Raw genomic sequence first — 24,572 nt, 5'->3', positions numbered from 1 at the left:
TCGCAAGAAGGAAGGGGCCCTCTGTTCAGGTCGCCCGTCCGGGGGCTAGCGTGGTGGCACCTTTGCACACGCGGGAGCTCGGAGCACCGGGCTGAGAGGGCGCTGACCGCCGTACGACCGTACGGGAGACGCTGCGCCGACCGCCGAACCTGTTACCGGGTAATGCCGGCGTAGGGAGTAGGTCTCATGACCACATCGGACACACGCACGCCTGCCTTCGATCAGAGCGACGAGGCCGGGAAGTCCATCGGCTGGCACAAGGGATACGTCCAGGGGCCGCGCCCCGACCTCCGGGTGCCGGTCCGCCAGGTGCACCTGACCAACGGCAAGGACGTGACGCTGTACGACACGTCCGGGCCCTACACCGACCCCGCGGCCGAGACGGACGTCCGGCGCGGTCTCGCACCGCTCCGGGAGAACTGGATCATCGCCCGCAGCGATACCGAGGAGTACGCGGGCCGCCCCGCCCGCCCCGAGGACGACGGGCTCAGGCACACCTCGCCGAGGGGCGGGCTGCGCAATCTGGACGCGGTGTTCCCCGGTCGGCCGCGCCGCCCGCGGCGGAGCCGGGACGGCCGGCCCGTCACCCAGCTCGCGTACGCCCGCAGGGGAGAGATCACCCCGGAGATGGAGTACGTCGCCGTCCGCGAGAACGTGGCGGCGGAGGTGGTGCGCGAGGAGATCGCGGCCGGCCGCGCGGTGCTGCCCGCCAACGTCAACCACCCGGAGACCGAGCCGATGATCATCGGCAAGCGGTTCCTGGTGAAGGTCAATGCCAACATCGGCAACTCCGCGGTGACGTCCTCCATCGAGGAGGAGGTGGACAAGATGACGTGGGCGACCCGGTGGGGCGCGGACACGGTCATGGACCTTTCCACCGGCCGCAACATCCACACCACCCGTGAGTGGGTTCTTCGCAATTCACCCGTACCGATCGGAACCGTCCCTCTCTACCAGGCCCTTGAGAAGGTCGACGGGCGGGCCGAGGAACTGACCTGGGAGATCTACAAGGACACCGTCATCGAGCAGGCCGAGCAGGGCGTGGACTACATGACGGTGCACGCCGGCGTACGCCTGCCGTACGTGCCGCTGACCGCCCGGCGCAAGACCGGAATCGTCTCCCGGGGCGGCTCGATCATGGCGGCGTGGTGCCTGGCGCACCACAAGGAGTCGTTCCTGTACGAGCACTTCGAGGAGCTCTGCGAGATCCTCGCCGCGTACGACGTGACGTACTCACTGGGCGACGGGCTGCGCCCAGGGTCGATCGCGGACGCCAACGACGAGGCCCAGTTCGCCGAACTGCGCACATTGGGCGAACTGAACACGGTCGCCAAGCGGTTCGGCGTGCAGACCATGATCGAGGGGCCGGGACATGTCCCGATGCACAAGATCAAGGAGAACATCGACCTTCAGCAGGAGATCTGCGAGGAGGCGCCGTTCTACACGCTCGGCCCGCTGACCACCGACATCGCGCCGGCGTACGACCACATCACCTCGGGCATCGGAGCCGCGATGATCGCCTGGTGGGGCACGGCGATGCTCTGCTACGTGACGCCCAAGGAGCACCTGGGGCTGCCGAACCGGGACGATGTGAAGACCGGGGTCATCACGTACAAGATCGCGGCCCATGCCGCCGATCTGGCCAAGGGGCATCCGGGCGCGCAGGAGTGGGACGACGCGCTCTCCGATGCTCGGTTCGAATTCCGCTGGGAGGACCAGTTCAACCTGGCGCTCGACCCGGACACGGCGCGGGAGTTCCACGACGAGACCCTGCCGGCCGAGCCCGCGAAGACGGCGCACTTCTGCTCGATGTGCGGTCCGAAGTTCTGTTCGATGAAGATCAGTCACAGCATCACCGAGCAGTTCGGCGGCGCGGACGGCACGGAGGCGACGGCCGAGGAGGTCGCCGAAGGGATGCTCCGCAAGTCGCGTGAATTCGCGGCGGGCGGGAACCGTGTCTATCTGCCGCTGGCCGACTGACCCGGCACGGACCGGTCGCGCACGGCTCCGGCGCCTTCCGCCGGGGCCGTGGCGGTCAGTCCAGCTCGTGCTCGGGACCGCCGAAGTCGGGGCTGGTGAAGTCCGGGCTGCTGTACGTGGGGCGGGGCGCTGCCGCCGGGCCCTCGGCCGGGCCGGCGAAGTCGGGCCTGCTGTAGCCGATCTTGGGGAGGCGGCCCGTCGGGCGCTGCGGGGCGGGGAGCGCGGGGCCGGTGCCGGGTTCGGTGAGGGCGTCGCGCAGGAAGGGCACGATGCCCCGCTCCAGCAGCGCCTGCCGCCAGGCGTCCTTGGCGAGGGTCACCTCGTCGGGCAGTTGCTCGCGGGCTTCCCTGGCCGGCAGGGACGTCGAGCCGTTGCGCAGGGCGGCGATGAGCAGGCCGATGGCCGCGACGAGGATGGCGGCGGCCGTGACGGCGGCGAAGAACCAGCCCGCGTCCACCATGGGGCCGGCGAACGCCGGTGGTGGTTCCAGCATCTTCAGGAGGTAGCCGGCCAGCAGGAATATGGCCGCCGCCGTGCCCGCCAGCATCGGCGCCAGGACGGTGACGACCGCTCCTATGCCGGCCCCCGACTGGCCGAGGCCGTCCGGGGCTGTGCCGGAAGCCGCGTCCCGGGCGGAGGCGCGTGCTTCGTCGCGGGCCTTCACGTACTGCTCGTACTCGGCGGTGGCCGTGGCGGTGATCAGGGCGACGGCGGCCAGCGCCATGGTGCGCAGCTGGGCGGCGTTGAGGCGTTCGCCGACGGCGGCCAGCTCCGGTCGTTCGTGTGCGTGACGCAGTGCGTCGTCGAGGAGCCGTTCGTACTCGGGCCGGTCCTCGGTCAGCAGGTGCGGAGCGCTGTTCATCTGCATCCCCCGATGCTCCGTCGGGCCTGTGTGCCCGCTGGGTCCGGGCAGTTCGGGCGGAAACGGAGGAGAGCCTGCTACTGATACGCCGATGGTAGAGCGCGCACGGCACGGGGTGACAGAGGGTTTACGGAAATAGCCCCCGTACTCGGCGTGGTCGGCCCGGGACGCGTCTTCCCCGCAGGGCGTCAGTCATGCAGGGGGAGTTGGACGACCAGTAGCTTTCCGGCCATGGTCACCCCGCCGTCCATGGCGATGGCGAGCCCGTCCGCGTACACATGCGGCCCGTCGACCTGCGGCCCGGCGCCGTCCTCGCCGTCCTCGGAGCCGACCTCGCCGGTCAGGTACGGGATGGGGCTGTGACCATGGACGACGCGCCGGCCGCCGTAGGCCGCCATCAGCTCCTGGACGGCTTGGGCGCCCGAGTCGTCGCGGAAGGCGAACCGCTTGGTGAGCTTGCGGAACAGGTCCCAGCACTCGTCGGCGTCGTTACGCGTGAGGATGGCGTGCACCGTGTCGTTGACGTCCTCGATGGTGGAGCCGTAGTCGAGGTACGCCGTGGTGTCCGAGTGCATCAGGAGGTGCCCGTCCTCCTCGACGACGGCGTCGAGCCGGGACATCCACTGGAGATGGACGTCCTGGAGGCGCTCCATGTCCGTCTTCTGCCCGCCGTTGAGCAGCCAGGCGGCCTGGAAGGTGGCGGTTCCCGCGCCGGAGTTCACCGGGGTGTCGCCGAACCGCTTGGCGCCGATGAGCAGCAGTTCGTGGTTGCCCATCAGGGCCTTGCAGTAGCCGCCGGCGGCCGCCGCCTCGGCGGAGAGCCGCATGACGAGGTCGATGACGCCGATGCCGTCGGGGCCCCGGTCGGTGAAGTCGCCGAGGAACCAGAGGCGCGCGTTGCCCGCCGCCCATCGGCCTTCGGAGTCGATCAGGCCCTGCTCGGCGAGGGCGGCGAGCAGCTCGTCCAGGTAGCCGTGGACGTCACCGACCACGTAGAGGGGGCCGAGGCCCGGATCGGCGGCGGGGCGCGGTTCGGGCACGGGCTGCACCTGGGCGGGTTTGTCGACGCTGATGACGGGAAGATCGCGCGCCGTCGGGGTGTACCCCTCCGGCGTCTCGCCCTCGGGGAAGGCGTTCCCCGGGTGCGGAGACGCGGGCGGTGCGGGGGACTGCGCATAGGGCGGCACGCGGAAGTCACGCAACGTCGCCGTCCGCACCACGGGTTCCTGACCGGCCCCCTGTGTCATCGACCCCTCCACACCACCGTCGCGCCGCCGTACACCTGACGGGCCCTGCTGGTCGGGTTGGTCCGCGGTGTCGTGCGCCCATCATAGGAATGCAGATCGTGCTCTGGGACGCACCCGGGGTGGTGAATCCTTCCGGATGCCAGGTTCGTCGGTCGATTGGTCCCAATTGGGATGATCAGTCCCCTGCCGGGGAACGCGGCGCACTGACCGTGGTGCGGGGCGGGCGGCGTTGCGAGGACGTCCGGACGATGAGCTCCGTCGGCACCACCCGTTCCACCGGACCGTCCTGGTCGATGCCCTCGATGGCGTCGATGAGCAGCTGGACGACCGCCGTGCCGATCCTCCGCGGCTTCAGCGAGAGCGTCGTGATGGGCGGTTCGGTCGTCGCGTACACCGTGGATTCGCTGCAGCAGACGAGGAGCAGGTCCTCCGGAACGCGCAGGCCGTAGCGGCGGGCGGCCGCCAGCAGATCCGTGCCGTTGGGGTCGAAGAGCCCGTAGACGGCGTCGGGGCGGTCCGGACGGGCCAGCAGCCGGTCGGCGGCCACCGCTCCCGCGCACGGGTCGTGGGCGGGATAGGACTCGTAGACCGGATCCTGGCCCACGCGCTCGCACCAGTGCAGGTAGGCGGTGGTGGAGAGCCGGGTGTACGTGTCGGTGGTGGTGCCGGTGAGCAGGCCGATGCGGCGGGCCCCGGCGGCGGCGAGATGGTCGAGGAGGTCGAGCACGGCGGCCCGGTGGTCGTTGTCCACCCAGGCGGTGACGGGCAGCGACCCGGCGGGGCGGCCGTCGGAGACGACGGGCAGCCCCTGGCGGACCAGTTCGGAGACGACCGGGTCCTGGTCCGACGGATCGATGACGACGGTGCCGTCGAGTGCCACGTTGGACCAGACGTCGTGGCGCGAAGTGGCCGGCAGGATGACCAGGGCGTAGCCGCGGGCGAGGGCCGCGGAGGTGGCCGCCCTCGCCATTTCCGCGAAGTACGCGAACTCGGTGAAGGTGAAAGGTTCATCCCCGTACGTCGTCACGGTCAGGCCGATGAGGCCGGACTTGCCGGTACGGAGCGTGCGGGCCGCCGCGGAAGGGCGATAGCCCAGGCGCTCTGCGACCTCGCGGACATGGCGGCGGGTGGCGTCCGGGAGCCTGCCCTTGCCGTTGAGCGCGTCGGAGACGGTCGTGATGGAGACGCCGGCTGCGGCGGCCACATCCCGGATTCCGGCACGTCCCTGCCTGCCGCCGCGCCGGGGGGTCTCCGTCCGGCTCACCTGGTGCTTCCCTGCTGCTGTCATGGCGAGCCGATAGTAGGGGGCGGGCGGGGAATTGGCCCGGTCGCATATTCACGCGTTGACAGGCACGTTTCTGCAAGGTCATTGGGCGCCAAACGCCTTGTGAAGCAAGGCTGTTGGTGGGGCCTACCGTCATGTGTCATGTGTCCGACCGGATGGACCTGCCGGGGGGCAGAGGTCTCGAGGAGGTCTCAACTCACCTTTTCGAGGGACGCGCGCCACGGAGTGAGCCACCGGCGCGCGCCACTGCCGGTCACGCTCCCCCTCATTCCGGGGTTCACCGGACGAATCCGCTGTCCACCCGTTCGCAGCGGCGCTCAATCCTCATAAGGTGAGCAGTATTGATGTGTACGGATGGTCGAGGAGGACCCGCGGTGAGCGAGACGAGCCCCAAGCTGCGCGCCGAGCTGGATGGCGTTCCCGCCTATGTTCCGGGCAAACCGGCATCGGCGGACGGACCGGCCGCCTTCAAGCTCTCCTCCAACGAGAACCCGTATCCGCCGCTTCCGGGGGTGATGGAGAGCGCGCTCGCGGCCGCTGAGCACTTCAACCGCTACCCGGACATGGCCTGCACCGGTCTGATGAACGAGCTGTCCGACCGGTTCGGCGTGCCCGTGTCGCATCTGGCCACCGGCACCGGTTCGGTCGGCGTGGCCCAGCAGCTGTTGCAGGCGACCTCCGGCCCGGGCGACGAGGTGATCTACGCCTGGCGTTCCTTCGAGGCGTACCCGATCATCACGCAGGTCAGCGGCGCGACCTCGGTCAAGGTGCCGCTGACCGACGGTGAAGTGCACGACCTGGACGCGATGGCGGAGGCGATCACCGACCGGACGCGGCTGATCTTCGTCTGCAACCCGAACAACCCGACCGGCACCGTCGTGCGCAGGGCCGAGCTGGAACGATTCCTCGACCGGGTGCCGGGCGATGTGCTCGTGGTGCTGGACGAGGCGTACAAGGAGTTCATCCGGGACACCGAGGTCCCCGACGGCATTGAGATCTACCGGGACCGCCCCAACGTGGCGGTGCTGCGGACGTTCTCCAAGGCGTACGGGCTCGCGGGGCTGCGGGTCGGCTTCGCGGTGGCCCATGAGCCGGTGGCGGCCGCGCTGCGCAAGACGGCGGTGCCGTTCGGCGTCAGCCAGCTCGCCCAGGACGCGGCGGTGGCCTCGCTGCGCGCCGAGGACGAGCTGCTCGGCCGGGTCGGCTCGCTGGTGTGCGAGCGGGACCGGGTCTCCGAGGCTCTGGCGCGGCAGGGCTGGACGGTGCCCGCGTCGCAGGCGAACTTCGTCTGGCTGCGGCTGGGCGACCGCACTCTGGACTTCGCGGCGGCCTGCGAGAAGGCCGGTGTGGTGGTCCGGCCGTTCGCGGGCGAGGGTGTGCGCGTGACGATCGGTGAGAGCGAGGCGAACGACCTGTTCCTGAAGGTGACGGAGTCGTTCCGCCAGGAGCTGTAGCCGGCACCGTCCGGCGACCGGGCCCCGTATCTCGTGAGAGGTGCGGGGCCCTTTCGTATGCCCGGCGCGAGGCCGGCAGGTGACAGGGGACCCCCGGGCGAAGGCCCCGAAAGTGTGTGCGCCATAATTGCTTGTGAATGTGAACGCGTTCACAAGCGTGTCCTGCTTCCTCCCGTGATCCCTCGGATTTCACGGACAAATCGCCGCTGCGGCGGCGGTGACGTAAGGAGAAGACGACGTGGAGCTAGCTCTGGCGCCGGAGACCCTGGCGCGATGGCAGTTCGGTACGACGACCGTCTACCACTTCCTCTTCGTTCCTCTGACGATCTCTCTCGCGGCGCTCACCGCCGGCCTGCAGACCGCCTGGGTGCGAACGAACAAGGAGAAGTACCTCAGGGCCACCAAGTTCTGGGGAAAGCTCTTCCTGATCAACATCGCCATGGGTGTCGTCACCGGCATCGTCCAGGAGTTCCAGTTCGGGATGAACTGGTCCGACTACTCGCGGTTCGTCGGAGACATCTTCGGGGCTCCGCTCGCGTTCGAGGCCCTGATCGCGTTCTTCTTCGAATCCACCTTCATCGGCCTGTGGATCTTCGGCTGGGACAAGCTTCCGAAGAAGATCCACCTCGCCTGCATCTGGATGGTGTCCCTCGGCACCGTCCTCTCCGCCTACTTCATCCTGGCGGCCAACTCCTGGATGCAGCACCCGGTCGGCTACCGCATCAACAAGGAACGCGGACGTGCCGAGCTCACCGACTTCTGGCACGTGCTCACGCAGAACACCGCGCTGACCCAGTTCTTCCACACCATCACGGCCGCCTTCCTCGTCGGTGGCGCGTTCATGGTCGGCATCGCGGCCTTCCACCTGGCCCGCAAGAAGCACATCCCGGTGATGCGGACCTCGCTGCGGCTGGGCCTGATCACCGTGGTGATCTCCGGCCTGCTCACCGCCGTCAGCGGTGACCAGCTCGGCAAGGTGATGTTCAAGCAGCAGCCGATGAAGATGGCGGCGGCCGAGGCGCTGTGGGACGGGCAGCACGCCGCGCCCTTCTCGATCTTCGCCTACGGAGACGTCAGCAAGGGCCACAACTCGGTCGAGATATCCGTACCCGGGGTGCTGTCCTTCCTCGCCGACGACGACTTCCACTCGTACGTGCCGGGCATCAACGACATCAACAAGGCGGAGCAGGAACGCTTTGGGCCTGGTGACTACCGGCCCAACATCCCGGTCGCCTTCTGGAGCTTCCGGTGGATGATCGGCTTCGGCATGGCCTCGTTCGGCCTCGGCATCCTCGGCCTGTGGCTCACCCGGAAGAAGTTCATGCTGCCCGAGGCGATGCGCACGGGTGAGGACGAGGTGCCGCATCTGGTCCTCTTCAAGACGAAGGCTCTGAGCCCGCGCCTCACCCGGTGCTACTGGATCGTCGCCCTGTGGACCCTGCTCTTCCCGCTGATCGCCAACTCCTGGGGCTGGATCTTCACCGAGATGGGCCGGCAGCCCTGGGTCGTCTACGGCGTCCTCCGAACCCGTGACGCCGTCTCCCCCGGTGTCTCCCAGGGCGAGGTGCTGACCTCGCTGATCGTCTTCACCGTGCTGTACGCGGTGCTCGCCGTCATCGAGGTCCGGCTCCTCCTGAAGTACATCAAGGCCGGACCGCCGGAGCTCACGGACGACGACCTCAACCCGCCCACCCGGATCGGCGGCGACCACGAAGACGCCGACCGGCCCATGGCCTTCTCCTACTGAGAGCGGGAGCCGAGAAATGGAACTCCACGACGTCTGGTTCGTGCTCATCGCCGTCCTGTGGACCGGCTACTTCTTCCTGGAGGGCTTCGACTTCGGGATCGGCGTCCTGACCAAGCTGCTGGCCCGGGACCGCAAGGAACGGCGGGTCCTGATCAACACCATCGGCCCGGTCTGGGACGGCAATGAGGTCTGGCTGCTCAGCGCCGGCGGAGCGACCTTCGCCGCGTTCCCCGAGTGGTACGCCACCCTGTTCTCCGGCTTCTACCTGCCGCTGCTTCTCATCCTGCTCTGCCTGATCGTGCGCGGCGTCGCCTTCGAATACCGGGCGAAGCGGCCCGAGGAGAAGTGGCAGACGAACTGGGAGCACGCGATCTTCTGGGCCTCGCTGATACCCGCCGTGCTGTGGGGCGTGGCCTTCGGCAACATCGTGCGCGGCGTGAAGATCGACGCGCACATGGAGTACACGGGCAGCGTCCTGGACCTGCTGAACCCCTACGCGCTCCTCGGCGGTCTGGTCACCCTCACCCTCTTCACCTTCCACGGCGCGGTGTTCGCCGGGCTGAAGACGGTCGGTGACATCCGGGCCCGGGCGCGCGGGCTGGCGCTGAAGCTGGGCGCCGTCACGGCCGTGCTCGCGCTCGCCTTCCTCGTCTGGACCCAGAACGACAACGGGGACGGGCGGAGCCTGATCGCGATGGTCGTCGCCGCGGCGGCGCTGGTCGGCGCGATAGCGATGATCGCGGCCGGCCGTGAGGGGTGGTCGTTCGCGCTCTCCGGTGTGGCCATCGCGGCGACGGTCGCGATGTTGTTCCTGACGCTCTTCCCGAACGTCATGCCGTCCTCGCTGAACGACGCCTGGAGCCTCACGGTGACCAACGCCTCGTCCAGCCCCTACACGCTGAAGATCATGACCTGGTGCGCCGGCATCGCCACCCCGGTCGTACTGCTCTACCAGGGGTGGACGTACTGGGTGTTTCGCAAGCGGATCGGCACCCAGCACATCGCCGAAGCGCACTGACGCAGTGAGTCCGCTGACCGAGCCGAGCCGCAAGGGATGTTTCACGTGAAACCGATCGACCCGCGCCTGCTCCGCCACGCCCGCGCCACACGCCTGTTCATGGTGGCCGTGGTGGTTCTCGGCCTGGCCGGGGCGGCGCTGGTCATCGCGCAGGCCATGCTCATCGCCGAGATCGTGGTGGGCGGCTTCGAGGACGGGCTCACAACGGGCGGGCTGCGCACCCCGCTCCTGCTGCTCGCGGCGGTCGCGCTCGGGCGGGCCCTGGTCGCCTGGCTCACCGAGCTGGCCGCCCACCGGGCCGGTGCGGCCGTCAAGTCCGAACTGCGTCGGCGGTTGCTCGACCGGGCCGCGGAGCTGGGGCCGGACTGGCTGGGCGGGCAGCGCACCGGCTCGCTGGTGACCCTGGCCACCCGGGGGATCGACGCGCTGGACGACTACTTCGCGCGGTATCTGCCGCAGTTGGGTCTCGCGGTGGTCGTACCGGCGGCCGTGCTGGCCAGGGTTGTCACCGAGGACTGGGTATCGGCGGCGATCATCGTGGTCACGCTGCCGCTCATCCCGCTCTTCATGATCCTGATCGGCTGGGCTACCCAGTCGCGCATGGACCGTCAGTGGCAGCTGCTCTCCCGGCTCTCCGGTCACTTCCTCGATGTGGTGGCCGGGCTGCCGACGCTGAAGGTGTTCGGCCGGGCGAAGGCCCAGGCCGAATCCATCCGCCGGATCACTTCGCAGTACCGCCAGGCAACCCTGCGCACCCTGCGGATCGCCTTCCTGTCGTCCTTCGCCCTCGAACTCCTCGCCACCCTCTCGGTGGCGCTCGTCGCGGTCACCATCGGCATGCGGCTCGTGCACGGTGAACTCGACCTCTACACCGGGCTGCTGGTGCTGATCCTCGCGCCCGAGGCATACCTGCCCATCCGACAGGTGGGGGCGCAGTTCCACGCGGCCGCCGAGGGTCTTTCGGCAGCGGAAGAGGTCTTCGCGGTCCTGGAGACGGAACCCCGACCGAGCGGTACGGGGGAAGTCCCCGCATCGCTGCGGCTGGAGCTGGAGGGGGTGACGGTGCGGCACGAGGGGCGCTCCGAGCCCTCGCTCGCCACCACCTGGCTCACCGTCGAGGAGGGGGAGACAGTTGCGCTGGTCGGCCCGAGCGGTGTCGGCAAGTCCACCCTGCTGAACGTGGTGCTGGGCTTCACGGCCCCCGACGAGGGCAGGGTGCGGGTCGACTCCACCGATCTGGCGGACGTCTCCCTCGAATGCTGGCGGGAGCGCATCGCCTGGGTGCCGCAGCGCCCCCATCTCTTCGCGGGCACCATCGCGGAGAACGTGAGGCTCGCCCGGCCCGCCGCCGACGACAGCGCGGTGACGGCGGCGCTGCGCGACGCGGGGGCCTACGAGTTCGTACGAGCGCTCCCGGACGGCGACCGCACGGTGCTCGGTGAGGACGGCGCCGGCCTCTCCGCGGGTCAGCGGCAGCGGATCGCGCTCGCCCGGGCTTTCCTCGCCGACCGGCCGGTGCTGCTCCTCGACGAGCCGACGGCGAGCCTGGACGGTGAGACGGAGGCGGGCATCGTCGAGGCCGTACGGAGGCTGGCCGCGGGCCGGACCGTGCTGCTGGTGGTGCACCGGCCGGCGCTGCTGTCGGTCGCGGACCGGGTGGTGACGCTGACGGCACCGGCCGCCCTCGCGTCGGAAGCCCCTGTTGCGCTGCCGAGCCCTGCGAGCGTGCCGAGTCCTGCGAGCGTGCCGAGTCCCGCGAGCGTGCCCAGCCGCGCGAGTGCGCCCAGTTCCGCGAGCCTGCCCAGCGACGTCCTGCCGATCGAGCCGGCGCCCGCAGCCGAAGCACCCGCGGAGACCTCGTCGGCGCGCAGGCACGTGCTGACCCGGGTCCGGGACGCCGCAGGCGCCCAACGCGCCCGGTTCGGGCTCGCGCTGCTGCTGGGGAGCCTCGCCCTGGGGTCCGCCGTCGGGCTCATGGCGGTCTCCGGCTGGCTGATATCCCGGGCGTCCGAGCAGCCGCCCGTCCTCTATCTGATGGTCGCGGTGACGGCCACCCGTGCCTTCGGTATCGGCCGGGCGGTCTTCCGTTACGCCGAGCGCCTCGTCTCGCACGACGCGGTCCTGCGGATGCTCGCCGAACTGCGCGTCGCCGTGTACCGCGGCCTGGAGCGCATCGCGCCGGGCGGCCTGCGCGGCGCCCGGCGCGGGGATCTGCTCTCGCGGCTGGTGGCGGACGTGGACGCGCTCCAGGACTACTGGCTGCGGTGGCTGCTGCCCGTCGGCACCGCCGTCCTCGTGGGCGCCGCGACCGTCGGCTTCACCGGCTGGCTGCTCCCCCAGGCGGGTCTGGTCCTGGCTGTGGGGCTGCTGTTGGCGGGCGTCGGGGTCCCGCTCGTCAGCGGTGCCTGCGCGCGGCGTGCGGAAGGGAGGCTGGCCCCCGCCCGTGCCGATCTGGCCATCCGGATCACCGATCTGCTGGGCGGAACGGCGGAGCTGACCGTGGCGGGCGCTCTGCCGGGACGTGCGGCCCGCACCCGCGCGGCCGATGCCGTCCTCACCCGGATCGCGTCGCGTGCGGCGACCGCGACCGCGCTCGGGGGCGGCCTCACCGCTCTGATCGCCGGCCTGACCGTGGTGGCCGCCGCCCTGGTCGCGCTTCCGGCGGTGGCGGACGGCCGGCTCGCCGGTGTGGAACTCGCCGTCGTCGTCCTCACCCCACTGGCCGCCTTCGAGGCCGTGACCGGTCTGCCGCTCGCCGCCCAGTACCGCCAGCGGGTCAGGCGGAGCGCGGAGCGCGTGTACGAGGTGCTGGACGCCCCCGTGCCCGTTCAGGAGCCCGAAGCACCGGCCGCGACGCCGACGAGCCCGTTCCCGCTGGAGGTGCGCGGGCTGTCGGCGCGGTACGCGGACATGGCCCACGACGCGCTCGCCTCCGTGGACCTCACGCTTGAGGCGGGCCGCCGGATCGCCGTCGTGGGACCCTCCGGGTCCGGCAAGACCACGCTGGCCCAGGTGCTGCTGCGCTTCCTGGACGCGCGGGCGGGCACCTACCGGCTCGGCGGCGTGGACGCCTCGGCGCTGGACGGGGACACCGTGCGGAGGTCCGTCGGGCTGTGCGCCCAGGACGCCCACATCTTCGACAGCTCGCTGCGGGAGAACCTGCGGCTCGCCCGCCCCGCCGCGACCGAGCCGGAACTGCGCGACGCCCTGGCCCGGGCCCGCCTGCTCGACTGGGCGGACGGACTGCCGGACGGGCTGGACACCCTTGTCGGGGAGCACGGCACCCGCCTCTCCGGCGGACAGCGTCAGCGGCTCGCGCTGGCCCGGGCCCTGCTCGCCGACTTCCCCGTCCTCGTGCTGGACGAGCCCGCCGAGCACCTGGACCTGCCGACCGCGGACGCCCTGACGGCGGACCTGCTGGCGGCGACCCTGGGGCGTACGACGGTCCTGATCACGCACCGGCTCGCCGGTCTCGACGCCGTGGACGAGGTGGTGGTCCTGGAGGCGGGCGGGATCGTGCAGCGGGGCCCTTACGACGTACTGGCCTCGGTCGACGGGCCGCTGCGCCGGATGCTGGCCCGGGAGCGTGAGAGCGTCGCCGGGCAACCGGAAGCGGTTGCGGGGGCCCGCTCCTAGGAATCGCCCGGCCATGGGCCTCCGCTTCCGGGCGGAGTGCGCTCGATTCCGACTTTCCAGGGCAAATGTGACTAATTAGGCTCGCGGTATGTCTGAGGAGGATCCCGCCAGGAGCCTGCAGGGCCTGTCCACCGAGCTCACCGCCCAGGTGCCGCGCCTGCTGGAAGCCATGCGCTCCGTGGGGACGGGCCTCGAACTGCATTCCACGCTCGACCGGATCTGCGAGACGGCGGCGGAGCTGGCCCACGCCCGCTACGCCGCGATCGGAGTGGTGGACGAGGAGGGTGAAGGGCTCTCCGACTTCGTCACCTATGGGGTCCCCGACCCGGTGGCGCACGAGATCGGCCGACGGCCCGACGGGCAGCGGGGGCTGCTCGGCGCCCTCATCCACGACCCCCGCCCACTGCGCCTCGCGGACCTGACCACCGATCCGAGGTTCGCCGGATTTCCGCCCGGCCATCCGCTGATGCGCACGTTCCTCGGCGTTCCGATCAGGGTCCAGGGCGAAATCTTCGGCAATCTGTATCTCGCCGAGAAGGACGGCGGCGGCGAGTTCAGCGACTACGACCTGCACCTGGTGCGGGTACTGGCGACGGAGGCCGGGATCGCCATCGGCAACGCGCGGCTGTACGAGGCGGCCCGGCAGCGCGAGCGGTGGATCGACGGCTCGGTCGCCGTGACGACCGCGCTCCTCTCCGGCAGCGACGCCGACGACGCGCTCGCGGTCGTCGCGGAGCAGGCCCGCCGTCTCGCGGGTGCCGCCGCCGGCATCGTGCTGCTGCCCAGCGAGGGCGGCGGCCTGGAGATCGTCGCCGTCTCGGCGGACGATCCGACCGATTCGCTCGGGGTGATCATTCCGGCCCAGAGCCCTGTGGTGGGCATGCTCCTGAGCGGCGAGGCGGTTTTCGTGGACGACTCGGCCACCGATACCCGCCTGATCACCAGGCTGGCGGATCCGTTCGGGCCGAGCATGCTGCTGCCTCTGCACAGCGGGGGCCGGGTGCTGGGCGCGCTGGCCATGCCCAGGGCCAGGGGCGACCGGCCCTTCACGGAGACGGAACGGACGCTGGCCACCCAGTTCGCCTCTCAGGCCGCGCTGGCCCTGATGATGGCCGACGCCCAGCGCGACCGGGAACGCCTCGCGGTCTACGAGGACCGCGACCGCATCGCCCGCGACCTGCACGATCTGGTCATCCAGCGGCTGTTCGCGACCGGGATGATGCTGGAAAGCGCGCAGCGGCGGTCGGACGTGCCGGAGGTGCGGACCGGGGTCGGCCGGGCGGTGGACGAGCTGGACGTGACCATCCAGGAGATCAGGACCGCGATCTTCGCGCTCCAGCAGGAACCGGCGGAGGCGCCGTCCGGCCTGCGCACCCGGGTCCTGCGCGAGATCAACATGGCCGCCGTGCCCCTGGGGTTCAAGCCGTCCCACCGCTTCCTCGGGGCGGTCGACTCCCTGGTCGGCGAGCTGACGGCGAAGAACCTGATCGCGGCGCTGCGGGAGGCGCTGTCCAACGCCTTCCGGCACGCCGGCGCGGCGCGCATCGAGGTGGTCGTGGACGCGACCGTCACGCTGGACGACGGGCGGGACGCGGTGCGGCTCTCGGTAGCCGACGACGGGGTGGGCATGCCGGAGGGCGGGCGCCGCAGCGGACTGCGGAACCTGGCCCGGCGGGCGGAGTCGCTGGGCGGGGCCAGCTGGTTCGAGCAGGGGATCGGGGAGGGCGGCGGCGGTACGACGGTGGTGTGGCAGGCACCGCTGTGAACTGCTGCGAGGCTTCACGCGAGGCCGGGCCTCGGGCCCGGCCTCGATCGAGCCCCGGCCGGGCTCAACGTCCTGCGAGGCTTCCCGCTCGTTCGGCGAGGATGCGCTCGATGACCACGGCCACGCCGTCCTCGTTGTTGGTGACCGTACGGCCGGACGCGGCGGCAAGGGCGGCCGGGTGGGCGTTGCCCATGGCGTACGAGGTGCCGGCCCAGCTCAGCATCTCCACGTCGTTGGGCATGTCGCCGAAGGCGACGACCTCCGCGGCCGTGATGCCGCGCTCGGCGCAGCAGAGTTCCAGGGTGCTGGCCTTGGAGACGCCCGGCCCGCTGATCTCGATGAGCGCGGTGGGGCTGGACCGGGTGAAGGTGGCCCGCTCACCGGCGGCTGCCCGGGCCAGCGCCAGGAACTCGTCCGGGTCCAGCTCGCCGTGCCGGGCGAGCAGCTTCAGCACGGGCACGCCGTCGCCCGGGACCTCCTCGTGCAGCAGTTTCTCCGCGACCGCGACGGTGGCACCCGGGTCGAGGTGGAAGGGCGGATAGGCCGGCTCGTAGTGGATGCCGGTGGCCAGCTCGACGGCGAAGGACGTGCCGGGCGCGGCGCCGCGCAGCGTGTGGACGACATCGAGGGCCGTCTCGCGCTCGAGTCCCCGGACCTTCATCAGCCGTCCACCGGCATGCAGGTCGGCGACGGCCGCGCCGTTGGCGCAGATCGCCAGACCGTGTCCGTGGACGTGGGCGCTGACGACGTCCATCCAGCGGGCGGGGCGGCCGGTGACGAAGAAGACCTCGACCCCCGCCTCCTCGGCGGCGGCGAGCGCCCGGACGGTGCGGTCCGAGACGGTCTTGTCGTCGCGCAGAAGAGTGCCGTCCAGATCCGTGGCGATCAGCCGGGGAGCGACAGGCGCGGACTGCTCGATAACGGTGGTCACCCGTACATTCTCGCGCATGGGAACGCACGGGCGTGCGGAGGGTCGCACATTTGAGAGCCCGCGCCTCTGACCTCTAAACATTCCTCCGGCATATGTCCGAGTCGCCCCGGAGCCGTGAAGTGTCGCCCCGGAGTCGTGAGGTGAGGCCCCGGAGTCGTGAGGTGAGGACGGGGAAGACGGGCGGGATGGGAGAGATCCGGATCGGCACCTGTTCATGGACGGACAAGGCCCTGGTGGCCAGCGGCTGGTACCCCCGGGGCAGCCGCGACGCGGAGGGCCGGCTCCGGCACTACGCCGCGCGGTTCCCGGTGGCCGAGGTGGACTCCACGTACTACGGGCTGCCCAGCACCCGAAACAGCCACCTGTGGGCGGACCGCACCCCGGACGGCTTCCGGTTCGACGTGAAGGCGTTCTCCCTGTTCACCGGTCACCCGACCCGTCCGGAGGCACTCCCGGCTGACCTGCGCCCGGCCTTCCTGCGCGGGCGGGCCGGAGCCGATCCGGGTCTGCTGGACGAGGTGTGGCAGCGGTACAGCGCGGCACTCGAACCGCTGCGGGCCGCCGGCCGGCTGGGCACGCTGGTCTTCCAGTTCCCCGCCCGGCTCGTACCCGGGAGGCCGGCGGAGGAGTTCCTGCGGCGGTGCCGTGCGCGTGCGTCGGGATGGCCGGTGGCGGTGGAGTTCCGGCATCCGGGCTGGTGGCACGGGGACCGGGCGGATGCGACGGCCGCCCTGCTGACGGAGTTGGACGCGGCCGCCGTGGCCGTGGACATGGTCCAGACGCTGCCGGCCTCCGTGCCTCCCGTCGTGCGGGTCACCCACCCGGGGCTCGCCCTGGTGCGCCTGCACGGCCGGAACAGCGCCTGGGGAACCGGTACCAAGGAGGAGAGGTTCCGTCACGCGTATACGACCGAAGAGCTTTCCGAGTGGGTACCGCGCGTCCGCGAGATGGCCGAGCAGGCGCACGAGGTCCACGTGCTCTTCAACAACTGCTGCGGCGACGCCGCCGTCCGCTCGGCCCAGGCGATGCGGCACCTCCTCGCCCTCTCGTAGGGTCGCCCCATGCGACTGAGCACTGTGATTCTGCCGATCCACCGCTGGCACCAGGGCGGGCGCGAGCGCTGGCGGCGCGCCGAGGAGCTGGGATTCCACGCCGCCTACACCTATGACCACCTGTCCTGGAGGGCCTTCCGGGACAGCCCGTGGTTCGGGGCGCTGCCGACGCTCACGGCAGCCGCGGCAGCCACCGGCCGGCTCCGGCTCGGCACGCTCGTCACCTCGCCGAACTTCCGCCACCCGGTCACCCTGGCCAAGGAGCTGATCTCGCTCGACGACATCTCGGCGGGCCGGATCACGCTGGGCATCGGCGCGGGTGGCAACGGCTTCGACGCGACGACCCTGCTGCGGAGCGGGGAGATCCCGTGGACGCCGCGGCAGCGCGCCGACCGCTTCGGGGAGTTCGTCACCCTGCTGGACACCCTGTTGCGGGAGCCGGCCGACACGTCGTACGAGGGGGAGTTCTACGCGGCCACCGAGGCGCGGAACCTGCCCGGCTGTGTGCAGCGGCCCCGCGTGCCCTTCGCCGTCGCCGCCACGGGGCCGCGCGGTCTGGCGCTGGCCGCGCGCCACGGTCAGGCGTGGGTGACCACGGGGGATCCGAAGCTGTACGAGGCGGGCAGCGGTGCGCAGTCGGTCGAGGCCCTCGGCCGGCAGGTGGACGGGCTCGGGCGCGCGTGCGCTGAGGCCGGGCGGGACGTGGCTGAGCTGGAGAAGGTTTTGCTCACCGGATTCACGCCGGAGTTCAACCCGGGCCTCGCCGCGGGCGGAGGCCGGCCCTTCGACTCCGTCGACGCGTTCGTGGACTTCGCGGGCAGGCATGCGGAGCTGGGGTTCACAGAGATCGTCGTCCACGCGCCGGTGCCCGCCGACGGGCCGGGGTTCGACGCGGCGGTGCCGGACGAGAAGTTGTTCGAGGAGATCGCGACGCGGGGCGCGGCCCAGCTGGCCGGCTGACGGCGGGCCGGGGCCGTACGCGCTCGGGCCCGGGCTCAGCCCGGCAGGCGAAGGAACTCGGCGGGCACGGCATCCGTGAGCCACACCCCGTTGGCGCTGACCCAGAACGTGTGGCCCGCGCGGTGCATGGCGCCCGCGTCCACGGACAGCACGACGGGGCGCCCGCGCCTGGCCCCCACGCGGGCAGCGGTCTCGCGGTCGGGTGAGAGGTGGACGTGGGTACGGTTCATCGGGCGCAGCCCCTCGGTACGGATCGCGTCCAGGGACCGGCCGACCGTGCCGTGGTAGAGGTAAGCGGGCGGTTCGGCCGGCGGCAGCCCCAGGTCCACGGCCACGGTGTGGCCCTGGCTCGCCCGGATGCGGTCGGCGTCCACGGCGAAGCGCTGCTTGTCGTTGGAGGCGACCACGTGGTCGAGCTCCGCCCTGCTGATCGGAAAATGATGGCGAGCCGCCGCACTCAGCAGTTCCTCGATCGGCACCCAGCCGTGTGCGTCGAGCGCGAGGCCGATCCGTTCGGGCTGGTGCCGCAGGTGTTTGGAGAGGTATTTGGACACCTTGACGGTGCGTCTTTCGTCCATCGCTTCAGCGTGCCCCTGCCTCGTCCTCGATGCATCCCCATTTCGTTCGCGCTTCACCGGAACGATTTAAGGCCAGAGGTTTGATCGACAGTCAGTTCGACTTATCCACAGGCGAATTGCCGCCTCTGTGGACAACGGCCGTCCCACATAGGCGTTTTGCGTAAGTTGTCAGTTGTCGCGAAGGGGTGAGACAAGCGAGTCCAACGTCCGTTTGTTCACCTCTCGTTCGGTTGCCGCAGCGATGAAGGCGCCGACGCCGCTCGGACCAACCAGGCTGCCGACCGCCTCGATTGTTGAGGCCGGCAAGATCACGGATACCTCGCTCCGGGCAGCGGACTCCGCTTCGGCGGGCACATCGGCCGCGAGATGGACCTCAAGGTGCCGCGTCGCGAACATCCTCATCGCGCGGGCCAGTTCGATGTCCACGGTCTGTTGGGCGAGCGGCCTCAGGCGCCGCACCATCGACGCCGCGTCGTCGGCGTCCGCGTCACTCGGCGGCCGGTGGCCCAGGTACCGGGCGCAGATGTGCTCGGTCGTGAACTCCAGAAGGCGGCAGGCTATCTGTTCGACCTGGCCGCGAAGTTCCCTCAGCTGCGCGCCGATTGCGGACAGCGGGACGCCCACCGCGTACAACTCGACCGCGACCGCCAGTTCCTGGGGGCTCGGCACACCGAACTCGTCGCCGCTTCCCGGCAGGCGTTCGAGTACGCCGAGTTCGACCGCCTCGTCGATGACTCGGTCATCGGCCTCTCCCCCGAATCTCGCCATCAGTTGGGTGCGGGTGATGCGGCCGGCTCGCTCGTCGGTCCACGGGCCGTGCACCTCGGCGACGAGGCCCAGCACGCCCCCCAGCCCGCGCCCTGTGTCCCAGGCGTCCAGCAACTCCTTGATGCTGGCAAGGGTGTAGCCCCGGTCCAGCAGATCGGCGATCTGCCGGAGACGGATGAGGTGGGCGGATCCGTACACATTGGCCCGTCCCCGTCGCTCCGGGGCGGGCAGCAGTCCGCGGTCCTGATAGCCGCGAATCGTACGAACCGTGGCGCCACTCGTGTGCGCGAGATCCTCGATCCGGTACTCGGGCGCCAACGGTCCCGCTGCCGCCCCGGGGTCGCTCCCGGGCCTCCCGGCCCTCGCCCGGCTCACAGTGGCGGCTTCAGCCGGGCGATGCCCCGCAGCACACCTGGGCCGACGCGGGACAGGAAGCGCACGGCATGGGACTCCGGCGTCACCGGGACAACGGCCTGATTGCGCACGACCGCACGGAGAACCGCCTCCGCGACCTTCTCCGGCGGGTAGTTGCGCGCGCCGTAGAGCTTGCCGGCGCGCCTCCGCAGCCGCTGCTCCTCCGCCGCGTCCTTTCCGACGAACCGCGCCGTGTCGGTGATGCCGGTGTTGACGATTCCGGGGCAGATCGCGCTGACCCCGATCGATTTCTCGGCGAGCTCGGCGCGCAGGCACTCGCTGAGCATCAGCACGGCCGCCTTCGACGTGCTGTACGCGGGGAGGGCGCGGGACGGCTGAAAGGCCGCCGCTGACGCGGTGTTGACGATGTGGCCGCCCTGGCCACGCTCCGCCATCTGGCGCCCGAAGAGCCGGCAGCCGTGGATGACCCCCCACAGGTTCACATCGAGGACGTTCCGCCAGTCCTCGGACGTCGTCTCCAGGAACGGCCCCGACAGCCCGATGCCGGCGTTGTTGACCAGCACGTCGACCACGCCGTACTCATCGGCCACCCGGGCGGCAAGCTTCTCCATGGCCTGCTCGTCGCTCACGTCCACCGCCTCGGCCCAGGCTTCCGGAGCCCCGGCCAGCCGGGCCGACTCCGCGGTCCGCTCGGCCCCTTCGGCATCCCGGTCGACGGCCACCACCCGGGCGCCCGCCTCCGCGAAGGCCAGCGCCGTGGCGCGCCCTATCCCGCCCGCCGCACCCGTCACCAGCACGAGCCGGCCGCCGAACCACTCCGCGTAGGGCCCACTCGCACGGGACTCCACCGGAGCGCCGGTCTCCCGGGCCGACTCGACGGTCGCCACGAACTCACCGATCCACGAAGCCAGCTGGTCCGGGCGGGTGCGCGGCACCCAGTGCTTGGCCGGCAGCGAGCGGCGGGTCAGCTGGGGGACCCAGGACTCGAGGTCGTCGTAGAGCTGTTCCGAGAGGAACACGTCGCCGGTCGGCGTGATCAGCTGCACCGGCACATGCGCGTACGCGTCGGTACGCGGCCTGCGCAGCCGGGAACGGACGTTGTCCCGGTAGAGCCAGGCCCCGTGCGCCGCGTCGCTCGGCAGCGAGGGCGTCGGGTAGTCGCCCGGGGGCACCTTCTCCAGACGCTCCAGGATGCCCGGCCACCGCTTGCCGAGCGGCCCGCGCCAGGCCAGCTCGGGCAGGACCGGGGTGTGCAGCATGTACACGTACCAGGATTTGGCGCCCTGTCCGAGAAGCTGGCCGACCCGGCGCGGGGTGGGCCGGTTCACCCGGCGCTTGATCCAGTGCCCGAAGTGGTCCAGGGAAGGGCCGGACATCGAGGTGAACGACGCGATCCTGCCCTCCGTGCGGCTGACCGTGGCGAACTCCCAGGACTGGACCGAACCCCAGTCGTGTCCCACCACATGCACGGGACGGTCCGGACTCACCGCGTCGGCCACGGCCAGGAAGTCGTCGGTCAGCTTCTCCAGCGTGAAACCACCGCGCAGGGGCTTCGGCGCCGTCGAGCCGCCGTGTCCGCGCACGTCGTACAGCACGACGTGCCACTCGTCGGCCAGCCGGGCGGCGACCTGCGTCCAGACCTCCTTGCTGTCCGGATATCCGTGCACCAGCACGATCGTCGGCCGCTCCGGGTCCCCCAGCTCGACCACGCACAGCTCGATGCCGCCCGTGGCCACCCGGCGCTCGCGCGCGCCCGGCAGATCACGCAGCCGCGGGTCGCCGTTTTCCGCGGACTGCCTCCTGCCCACGGGCCGTTCGCTCTTCCCTCGTGACGTCATGCCACCGTCCGTTCGCTGCTGTGTGCGGTACGTGCTCGTAACGTGACACTGATGAATGTGACAATGACCGGCGGCTACGTCAAGGGGTGGGTGCGGCCTGTGGACAACTCTCCGCGCAGGCCATGACGGCTTTCGGCCGGGGCTGCCGTGGTCCTCAATGAGGTCCCCTTACGGGTCCCCTACAACTCGAGGCTGACGCCGATCCAGCCGTCAGGTCTGACGACCGCTGTGGTCCGCGCCACTACCGTCGTATCCGTGAATGTCATCGCTGCCGAAGGTCTGAGTAAACGGTTCCCCCGGGTGACCGCGCTTGACCGGCTCACCCTGGACATCGGCCCGGGTGTGACCGGGCTGGTGGGCGCCAACGGGGCCGGCAAGTCCACGCTGATCAAGATCCTGCTGGGGCTGTCCCCCGCGACCGAGGGCAGGGCCGCCGTGCTGGGGCTCGATGTCTCGACCAGCGGTCCCGCCATCCGCGAGCGGGTCGGCTATATGCCGGAGCACGACTGCCTGCCCCCCGACGTCTCGGCCACCGAGTTCGTCGTCCACATGGCGCGCATGTCCGGTCTTCCACCGACCGCCGCCCGTGAACGCACGGCGGACACCCTGCGCCACGTCGGTCTGTACGAGGAGCGCTACCGCCCCATCGGCGGCTACTCGACGGGCATGAAGCAGCGGGTGAAGCTGGCCCAGGCGTTGGTGCACGACCCCCAGCTGGTCCTGCTCGACGAGCCGACCAACGGGCTCGACCCGGTCGGGCGCGACGAGATGCTCGGCCTGATCCGCCGGATCTACAGCGACTTCGGCATCTCGGTCCTGGTCACCTCGCACCTGCTCGGCGAGCTGGAACGTACCTGCGACCACGTCGTCGTCGTCGACGGCGGAAAGCTGCTGCGCTCCAGCTCCACCAGTGACTTCACCCAGACCACGACGACCCTTGCGGTCGAGGTCACCGACAGCGACGCCCACCCGGACGGAACGGGCGCCCTGCGCCGTTCCCTCACCGAGGCGGGCGTCAAACTCGTCGGTCTCGACGGACTGGACACCGAGGGGCTGCCCGGTGCCGGTCACATCCTGCTGGTCGAGGCGACCGGCGAGGAGACGTACGACCTCGTGCGCGACAGCGTCGCGGGGCTCGGACTGGGCCTCGTACGGATGGAACAGCGCCGTCACCACATCGCCGAGGTGTTCCGCAGCGACGAGGCGCGGCCCGCGGCCGTGCCGGCCGGAGCCGTACTGCAGAAGGAGAGCGGACGCGATGAGCACTGAGACCGGCGCCGCGACCGGGAACGAGACCTCCCGGATCCACAACATCGGCTACCGCGCCTACGACGGCCCGCGGCTCGGGCGTGCGTACGCCCGCCGCTCGCTGTACTCGCAGACCCTGCGCGGCTCCTTCGGGCTCGGCCGGTCGGCCAAGTCCAAGGTGCTGCCCATGCTGCTGTTCGGCGTGATGTGCCTCGTGGCTGCGATCATCGTCGCCGTCGCCATTGCCACTCCGGGGACGACGAAGCTGCCCATCAAGTACACGTCGTTCGCGATCTATCTGCAGCCCGTCATCAGCTTGTTCATCGCCGCGCAGGCACCGCAGGCGGTCTCCAGGGACCTGCGGTTCAAGACCGTACCGCTGTACTTCTCGCGGCCGATCGAGCACGGGGACTACGTCCTCGCCAAGTTCGCCGCCATGGCCTCCGCGGTCTTCGTGCTCACCGGGGCGCCGGTCGTGATCCTCTACATCGGTGCGCTGCTGGGGAAGTTCGACTTCGGCGACCAGACCGAGTGGTTCGCCCAGGGGATGGTTTCCGTGCTGCTGCTCTCCGTACTGTTCGCCGGACTCGGCCTGGTGATGGCCGCGCTGACGCCGCGCCGCGGCTTCGGTGTGGCGGCCGTCATCGCGCTGCTGATGATTACGTACGGGGCGGTCTCGACCGTCCAGGGGATCGCCTGGTCCACGGGTTCGGAGGGCGCGGTGCCGTGGCTGGGGCTGTTCTCCCCGCTCACGCTGGTCGACGGGGTCCAGACCGCGTTCCTCGGTGCCAATTCGGCCTTCCCCGGCGGGAACGGACCGGGCGCCGGCACCGGGGTCGTCTACCTGCTCGTTGTTCTCGCGCTCGTCGCCGGCTCGTACGCCGTACTGATGCGCCGCTACCGGAAGGTCGGGCTGTGACCACCATCGAGATCGACCACACCTCCCGCTGGTTCGGCAACGTGGTCGCCGTCAACGACGTCAGCATGACCGTGGGACCCGGTGTCACCGGTCTGCTGGGCCCCAACGGCGCGGGCAAGTCGACGCTGATCAACATGATGGCCGGATTCCTCGCTCCGTCCACGGGTACGGTCACGCTGGACGGGAAGGCGATCTGGCGCAACGAGGCCGTGTACCGGGAGATCGGCATCGTCCCGGAGCGCGAGGCGATGTACGACTTCCTGACCGGCCGCGAGTTCGTGGTGGCCAACGCCGAGCTGCACGGACTGGGCGCCGCCGAGGCCGCCGCGGCACTGGCCACGGTCGAGATGGAGTACGCGCAGGACCGCAAGATCGCGACGTACAGCAAGGGCATGCGCCAGCGCGTGAAAATGGCGTCCGCGCTGGTCCACAACCCGTCCGTGCTGCTGCTGGACGAGCCGTTCAACGGGATGGACCCGCGCCAGCGGATGCAGCTGATGGACCTGCTGCGGCGGATGGGCGCGGAGGGCCGGACGGTCCTCTTCTCCTCGCACATCCTCGAAGAGGTCGAACAGCTCGCCTCGCACATCGAGGTCGTCGTCGCGGGCCGGCACGCTGCGTCCGGTGACTTCCGACGCATCCGCCGGCTGATGACGGACCGCCCGCACCGCTATCTCGTACGGTCGAGCGACGACCGGGCCCTGGCCGCCGCGCTCATCGCCGATCCGTCGACAGCGGGGATCGAAGTGGACCTGACCGAGAACGCTCTGCGTATCCAGGCGATCGATTTTGCCCGCTTCACCACGCTGTTGCCCAAGGTCGCACGCGAGCAGGGCATTCGTCTGCTGACCGTTTCACCGTCCGACGAGTCCCTCGAATCGGTCTTTTCCTATCTCGTAGCGGCCTGAG

General features: G+C 70.6%; 18 protein-coding genes and 1 riboswitch. Of the genes, 11 read left to right on the top strand and 7 right to left on the bottom strand.

Features of this window, described 5'->3' with window-relative positions; translation table 11 throughout:
• Positions 1-60: 60 nt before the first annotated feature.
• A riboswitch (TPP riboswitch) is annotated at positions 61-194 on the top strand.
• Complete coding sequence (thiC, locus tag ABZ565_RS20200) at positions 187-1,980, top strand: phosphomethylpyrimidine synthase ThiC (RefSeq protein WP_361028366.1); 1,794 nt, start codon at positions 187-189, stop codon at positions 1,978-1,980. (Overlaps the previous riboswitch by 8 nt.)
• 55 nt (positions 1,981-2,035) lie before the next feature.
• Here the strand turns inward: thiC and ABZ565_RS20195 are convergent, their stop codons facing one another.
• From ABZ565_RS20195 to ABZ565_RS20185, 3 genes are all read right to left on the bottom strand, one after another.
• The gene (locus tag ABZ565_RS20195) at positions 2,036-2,848 is read right to left on the bottom strand and encodes a hypothetical protein (protein ID WP_361028363.1); all 813 of its coding nucleotides are present in this window, start codon (positions 2,846-2,848) and stop codon (positions 2,036-2,038) included.
• Between the two features lie 182 nt (positions 2,849-3,030).
• The gene (locus ABZ565_RS20190) at positions 3,031-4,089 is read right to left on the bottom strand and encodes a metallophosphoesterase (RefSeq protein ID WP_361028360.1); all 1,059 of its coding nucleotides are present in this window, start codon (positions 4,087-4,089) and stop codon (positions 3,031-3,033) included.
• A 175-nt stretch (positions 4,090-4,264) separates the two neighbouring features.
• On the bottom strand, positions 4,265-5,377 hold the full coding sequence (locus ABZ565_RS20185; RefSeq protein WP_164399310.1) for a LacI family DNA-binding transcriptional regulator: 1,113 nt from the start codon (positions 5,375-5,377) through the stop codon (positions 4,265-4,267).
• A gap of 371 nt (positions 5,378-5,748) precedes the next feature.
• Here ABZ565_RS20185 and hisC point away from each other — a divergent pair, with 371 nt between their 5' ends.
• From hisC to ABZ565_RS20160, 5 genes are all read left to right on the top strand, one after another.
• Entirely contained in the window at positions 5,749-6,828 is a 1,080-nt protein-coding gene (gene hisC / locus ABZ565_RS20180) for a histidinol-phosphate transaminase (protein ID WP_361028356.1), read from the top strand.
• Positions 6,829-7,066: 238 nt separating this feature from the next.
• Positions 7,067-8,575 (top strand): cytochrome ubiquinol oxidase subunit I, encoded by a 1,509-nt coding sequence (locus ABZ565_RS20175; protein ID WP_361028352.1) that lies wholly within the window; start codon positions 7,067-7,069, stop codon positions 8,573-8,575.
• A 16-nt stretch (positions 8,576-8,591) separates the two neighbouring features.
• Positions 8,592-9,593: a cytochrome d ubiquinol oxidase subunit II gene (cydB, locus tag ABZ565_RS20170; RefSeq protein WP_361028349.1), complete on the top strand. Its 1,002-nt coding sequence runs from the start codon at positions 8,592-8,594 to the stop codon at positions 9,591-9,593.
• A 45-nt stretch (positions 9,594-9,638) separates the two neighbouring features.
• Positions 9,639-13,229 (top strand): thiol reductant ABC exporter subunit CydD, encoded by a 3,591-nt coding sequence (cydD, locus tag ABZ565_RS20165; protein WP_361028346.1) that lies wholly within the window; start codon positions 9,639-9,641, stop codon positions 13,227-13,229.
• An 88-nt stretch (positions 13,230-13,317) separates the two neighbouring features.
• A complete protein-coding gene (locus tag ABZ565_RS20160; RefSeq protein ID WP_361028343.1) occupies positions 13,318-14,994 on the top strand; it encodes a GAF domain-containing protein in 1,677 nt (558 codons plus the stop codon).
• Positions 14,995-15,058: 64 nt separating this feature from the next.
• On the opposite strand, the gene ABZ565_RS20155 is transcribed toward ABZ565_RS20160, so the two are convergent.
• The gene (locus tag ABZ565_RS20155; RefSeq protein ID WP_361028340.1) at positions 15,059-15,943 is read right to left on the bottom strand and encodes a Cof-type HAD-IIB family hydrolase; all 885 of its coding nucleotides are present in this window, start codon (positions 15,941-15,943) and stop codon (positions 15,059-15,061) included.
• A gap of 167 nt (positions 15,944-16,110) precedes the next feature.
• Between ABZ565_RS20155 and ABZ565_RS20150 the strand changes: the two genes are divergently transcribed.
• Together ABZ565_RS20150 and ABZ565_RS20145 are read left to right on the top strand one after the other, a co-directional pair.
• Positions 16,111-16,977 carry a DUF72 domain-containing protein gene (locus ABZ565_RS20150; RefSeq protein ID WP_361028337.1) on the top strand — a complete coding sequence of 289 codons (867 nt, stop codon included), beginning with the start codon at positions 16,111-16,113 and terminating at the stop codon, positions 16,975-16,977.
• A 9-nt stretch (positions 16,978-16,986) separates the two neighbouring features.
• Positions 16,987-17,937, top strand: a complete 951-nt coding sequence (locus ABZ565_RS20145; RefSeq protein ID WP_361028334.1) for an LLM class flavin-dependent oxidoreductase — start codon at positions 16,987-16,989, stop codon at positions 17,935-17,937.
• Positions 17,938-17,972: 35 nt separating this feature from the next.
• Here the strand turns inward: ABZ565_RS20145 and ABZ565_RS20140 are convergent, their stop codons facing one another.
• The 3 genes from ABZ565_RS20140 to ABZ565_RS20130 form a co-directional block, all read right to left on the bottom strand.
• On the bottom strand, positions 17,973-18,515 hold the full coding sequence (locus tag ABZ565_RS20140; protein ID WP_361028331.1) for an RNA 2'-phosphotransferase: 543 nt from the start codon (positions 18,513-18,515) through the stop codon (positions 17,973-17,975).
• A gap of 168 nt (positions 18,516-18,683) precedes the next feature.
• Positions 18,684-19,601: a MerR family transcriptional regulator gene (locus ABZ565_RS20135; protein ID WP_361028328.1), complete on the bottom strand. Its 918-nt coding sequence runs from the start codon at positions 19,599-19,601 to the stop codon at positions 18,684-18,686.
• A 53-nt stretch (positions 19,602-19,654) separates the two neighbouring features.
• On the bottom strand, positions 19,655-21,427 hold the full coding sequence (locus tag ABZ565_RS20130; protein ID WP_361028466.1) for an SDR family oxidoreductase: 1,773 nt from the start codon (positions 21,425-21,427) through the stop codon (positions 19,655-19,657).
• Between the two features lie 369 nt (positions 21,428-21,796).
• Here ABZ565_RS20130 and ABZ565_RS20125 point away from each other — a divergent pair, with 369 nt between their 5' ends.
• Genes ABZ565_RS20125 through ABZ565_RS20115 form a run of 3 tightly spaced genes read left to right on the top strand, consistent with a single transcriptional unit; the run spans position 21,797 to position 24,571 of the window.
• A complete protein-coding gene (locus ABZ565_RS20125; RefSeq protein ID WP_361028326.1) occupies positions 21,797-22,765 on the top strand; it encodes an ABC transporter ATP-binding protein in 969 nt (322 codons plus the stop codon).
• On the top strand, positions 22,755-23,663 hold the full coding sequence (locus ABZ565_RS20120; protein WP_361028323.1) for an ABC transporter permease: 909 nt from the start codon (positions 22,755-22,757) through the stop codon (positions 23,661-23,663). The genes ABZ565_RS20125 and ABZ565_RS20120 overlap by 11 nt, the downstream gene beginning before the upstream one ends.
• On the top strand, positions 23,660-24,571 hold the full coding sequence (locus ABZ565_RS20115; protein ID WP_361028320.1) for an ATP-binding cassette domain-containing protein: 912 nt from the start codon (positions 23,660-23,662) through the stop codon (positions 24,569-24,571). Before ABZ565_RS20120 ends, ABZ565_RS20115 begins: the two co-directional genes overlap by 4 nt.
• Position 24,572 lies beyond the last annotated feature (1 nt).

Origin of the sequence: Streptomyces sp. NPDC016469, from assembly GCF_040632905.1 — a bacterium.
Taxonomy (GTDB): Bacteria; Actinomycetota; Actinomycetes; order Streptomycetales; family Streptomycetaceae; genus Streptomyces.
The sequence above is the reverse complement of the archived record's forward strand: the minus strand, read 5'-3'. Positions and strand labels throughout refer to the sequence as shown.